The organism is Nitrococcus sp. (assembly GCF_059432795.1).
In genome coordinates this window covers 1-4281 of the sequence record NZ_JBXWZQ010000127.1, presented here as the reverse complement: position 1 = coordinate 4281, position 4281 = coordinate 1, and the positions used below count along the sequence as shown (strand labels likewise).

The 4281-nt window shown below is 66.6% G+C and carries 4 protein-coding genes; all 4 read right to left on the bottom strand.

Annotated features, from left to right (window positions below; translation table 11 throughout):
- The coding region (locus tag AC52Q4_RS09775; protein WP_495536610.1) for an SNF2-related protein at positions 1-457 on the bottom strand (457 nt) is incomplete at its 3' end.
- On the bottom strand, positions 454-2346 hold the full coding sequence (locus tag AC52Q4_RS09770) for a hypothetical protein (RefSeq protein ID WP_495536609.1): 1893 nt from the start codon (positions 2344-2346) through the stop codon (positions 454-456). The genes AC52Q4_RS09770 and AC52Q4_RS09775, both read right to left, overlap by 4 nt.
- Positions 2343-3722, bottom strand: coding sequence for a hypothetical protein (locus AC52Q4_RS09765; protein ID WP_495536608.1), 1380 nt, complete (start codon positions 3720-3722; stop codon positions 2343-2345). Before AC52Q4_RS09765 ends, AC52Q4_RS09770 begins: the two co-directional genes overlap by 4 nt.
- A gap of 260 nt (positions 3723-3982) precedes the next feature.
- Positions 3983-4281 (bottom strand): WCX domain-containing protein (locus AC52Q4_RS09760; RefSeq protein WP_495536607.1); only part of this gene is annotated, 299 nt, incomplete at its 5' end.

The following is a 4281-nucleotide window of genomic DNA, read 5'->3' as shown; positions in this document are numbered from 1 at the left end:
CAGCTCTTCCGTGGGTTGTCACGGCGATACTGCCGGCGCGAAGTCGCTGGACGTGATGGCGCGTCCTCCGCAACACTTGCTCCAGGTCGAGGTGACTCGCGAACGCCGCCACCGGATCTGCGTGTGCCTCGAGCTCCTGTCGCCAGCGCCGCACCATCGTGTCGTTGGGCGCCAGGATGCGCACACGCTTCTGCTTGCCTGCGAACACGAGCGCGATCAACGCGGCGACGGCGGTCTTGCCGACCCCGACATCGTCCGCGAGCAGAATGCCCTTGTTACCGGCGTTCATGCGGTCGAGGATCTCCGCAGCGGTGGCGAACTGCCGACTCGTGGTTGCGGGCACGAGCTGCTTCCGAGCTGCCGGTGTCTTGCGCTCGTAGATCGCGCGATAGTCATCGGCGCGGTGTTGCCGCAGAAAGCGCCAGGCGCCAGCATGGATGTCGAGCTTCGTCATCATCCCACCTCGATTCGACGGCGCAGTTCCTCGACGGCGATCCGCGCGGCGATCTGCAGGCCAGGGGATCGTTTCGCGTCTCCCGCCTGGCGGCCCCAGAGCGCGGCGATGCGATTGCCGTCGGAGAGAATGTGTCGGCGGCCGTCCTCGGTCTCGGCCTCGAGTTCTCGCGCCCAGTTGTCGATGAGCCTAAACCGCCGCCGAGCATCCTCGTAGGCGGTAACCGAATAGCTGGTCGGCGCAACGTTGTCGTCCCCGTTCGGAGCCCCGCCACCGCCGGGACCATTTCCATTGCTCGACGCGACGTATCCGTAGCGCTCCTCGAGCAGAGCGTCCGCCATCTCGCGCAGCTTCGCCTCATCGAACTCGGGGTTTACGAAGGCGCGATCAATCCCTGGCCGGAGGTCGGCAACGGGGACGTCGCGCTGCTCTCCGCCGGCTGTCTCGAGGCGGAGCGTCAGCGGGATCCCCCGCGCGCCGGTCCACGAAATTGACGCCGCACAGCGGCCAGTGCCGGTCCACTCGACTTCGATTGTGTCGGCCTCGGGAGCGCGGGCAGCGCGCACCTCGAGCTGCGGCCGGAGCGGGTCTTCGTCGCGCAGCCGACAAGCGACCGAGATCACCGCGCCATCCCACTCGGCGGTTACCCACGCGATAGGCAGCTCGTAGGGCTCGATCGGCTTGACCACCCCTACGTTGCGCGCCCCGGAGAGCTCCTGCAGGTACCCCAAGAACCCGTCCCTGAACGGGAACACCACGCCCAGCTCGAAGTTCTTGATACGGACCGACCCACTCTGCGGATCACCCCACGCGGAGCGGCTGAAGTTGGCCGACGTGACCAGTAGCGCACGCCGCTGGCCATCTCGGAGATCGTAGAGCTTGGCGTGGCTCCAGCGACTGTCCGCAGGGAGCTGCTCGTCGCTGAACGGGCTCTCCCAATCACCTTCGCGGTTTGGATCGGGAACCGCCAGCCAGGTGATGCCGCTTGCGGTGAGAGCTCGCTCGCTCGACTCGTCCAGGTTCCAGTCCAGGGCCCAGAGGTGTCCCTCGCTGATCCAGGCAACGGACAGCCGCTCCGGCTCGACGCCTACCTCCTTGCAACACGCCCGCACTGCGGCTTCGTCCCACGTGCCGATGAACGGGGCCATCACGCCCAGTCGAGCCTTGCTCCCCGTGAAGTGGCGCGCCAGGCCGGCCAGCCCCCAGCAGGTCGACGCCCTCCGAAGCGTCGCCCGTGGATGGCTGCCAGGAACGCTGGCGATGAACGAAACATCGTTGGGGGCGTAGGAGCGGCCGAGCAGCTCGTGCCAGCGCGCCATCGACTCGTCACACGACGACGCCAGCTCCTTGAGGAACGCCGGCAATACGCCCCACGCCGACAGGCGCGTCGCGGCGCTCACCCTCACGAGCGGCAGCCTGCAGCGCCACCCGGCCTGGATCTGCCGGCGCAGTCCCGACCGCGTCAGATTCGCCGACGAGACCACGAACTCGAGCAGTTCCCCCTCCTCGACCGCAGTGCCCACCCAGTGGAACATCCACAGCTTGGCGTGCTGGACGGCGCTCTTCTGAGCACCCACCTCGAGCCGGCGGATGTAGCGCCAGATCCACGCATCAACGCCGGCAGGTGCGCTCCCGGCGCTCGAAATGATCGTGATTCGCTGCTTGATCCGGTTCAGCTCGGACTCGAGCTCGCTGTAGTAACGCACCCGATCCGCGGCCTCCTCGGAATAACCGTTCTCCAACCCGAGCCACGCCGGCAGATAGTCCTCGATGAGGACCCCCGGATCGGGCGGGTCGTAGGTCGTAACCAGTGCAGCCTCGAGCCGATACCTTGGTGGCCGTTGCACCGCGGTGAGCGGCTCCCACCCCGGCTGCAGTCGCTCGGCGTTCATTCGCCGGCCTCCTCATCATCGTCGTCGAAGTCGCCGTACGGCGCAGGCATCTCGTCGATGACACCGCACTGCACCGCTAGGCGCGACAGGGCGGCGACTCGAAAACGGTACTGCCCAGTCTGTCCCCCACGCAGGGGCGACAGGGGTGTCACCTCTTGCTTCTCGATGCGCACCCACGCGCGCCCGCCGCCGAATTTGCGATGGTGCAGCTCCAGCGCGCGTAATCGCCGGTCGGGCTTCGGTCCGGCCGCTGTGATCGCTGACGCGAGCGCCCCGGGCACTCGCCAGCGGTCGCCACTCCGGTCGCCTGCGCGCAACCACCGTGCGCTGGCTGCGGCGAGCTCATCGAGCGCACTGCTCACCTCGGCATTGCACACCACGTCGCCGAGGCGGACTCTACCGCCATCGAGCCCCGGTTGTTTCAACGCGTGCCACACCGCGTTCATGGCCGCGATACCAGCGTCACCGAGGACGCAGAAGTCAGGCAGCAGCGTCAGGTCCGGCTCCGAGTTCCCAAGGACGCCGGCGATATCTCGAAAGAGTCCCTCCCGCGTAGTGGCGCTCGATTCGCCAGCAACGGTCGCAACGACCAGGCGCCGCTCAGCGTCAGCCTCGCCGCGATCCTCCTTCGGCTCGAACAGCGCGCGCCGCAGCACGCGGCGCTCGGCGCTCGGAAGCTTGCCGGGCTCGGCGAGGAGCGTGGGCAAGAACTTGGTCCTGCCCGGGAACTCCCAGGCGAACTCGCTCAGCCAATACGACTCCGGCGCCGGGCGTGGCCCCTTGCCACGCCGATGGCTCTTCGGCTCGCCTACATGCTTCGCGGCGATCGCCGCGAGCTCGCGCCCGGCCGGACCGAGATGCCAACCATCACCGTTTTTGGTCAATCCCGGCAACGAGCGCAGCGCGCCGCGGTACGAGCCATAGCTACCCGTGAAGCGATACCGCGTGTATGAGTCCTCGGAGAAGCCAAACCGCTCGACATGGCGACGGTCACGCCCCCATCGCCTGACCGACTGAACCCCGGGAAGTTGCCGCCCCTTGCCGGCGTCGTCAGTCGCGACGACGGTGCGGGCGATCCACAGCGCCTCGAGCGGCCGAATCCAAGCGTAGAGACCGCGTGTCGCGGCACGGGTGGTGAGGCCATCACTGCGATCATCCTCGTAGGCGTGCCAAGCCGCGTAGCCCTGCTCGAGACACCACGAGAGAATCGTGAGCCAGCGAGCGTCCCGGGTCCCATTGGACAAGCCCGGCGCGAGCTGCTCGGCAAGCTTCTCGGCGATCGCGCGCATTCCGAGGGGATCGCCGCGACGGATCGCGACGTCTTCGATGGGCGCGGAGTAGAACCAGGACCATTCTGCTTGTGCTTTGCGTGCCACGAGTATCCCCTCAGTCGAGTATCCAGGGATCAAATCCGAGATCTCGGCCGAAACGGGTTTCTCGCACAAGGCCCCTATCCGAAGGTTCGAACGCCATCGCGATGTGCATGAGATTCGTTGCTACGTATCCGGTCGCCAGTTTACCAGCTCTTTTCGTGAAAAAGCGGCTGGCGGCGGCAGGTCTGCTCCCCTTCGGACCGAATCGACCTCGTAGGGAAGCGAACCATGGGTTCGCATGCTGGAACTGCGGTGAACCGGTTTCAACCCCCATATCCCGCAAGCGCCTCGCGCAACTGGTTCTCGATCTCCCGTTTCAGTGGAGCCGGTCCGGTGATGCGGATACCGGCGCCGAGGGACAGGATCCACCAGCGCAACTGCCAGGAGTCGGCGACCGTGGCGGTCAACCGCTGCTGGCTGCGGCGGCAGGTGACGTTCTGGTCCTCGGCGAGTGGGGTCTCTTTCAGGAGCTTTTCGAGCCATGGCTCGATGATGGCGCTCAGCTTGATGAACCGGCCATTGCCGAACTGGAAGTTGCCGGTCTCGATGTAACGGTCGATAT

What these genes read in the sequence shown, in the direction of transcription:
- AC52Q4_RS09770 (WP_495536609.1), bottom strand. Translation starts at nt 2,346, where the DNA reads ATGAACGCCGAGCGACTGCAGCCGGGGTGGGAGCCGCTCACCGCGGTG.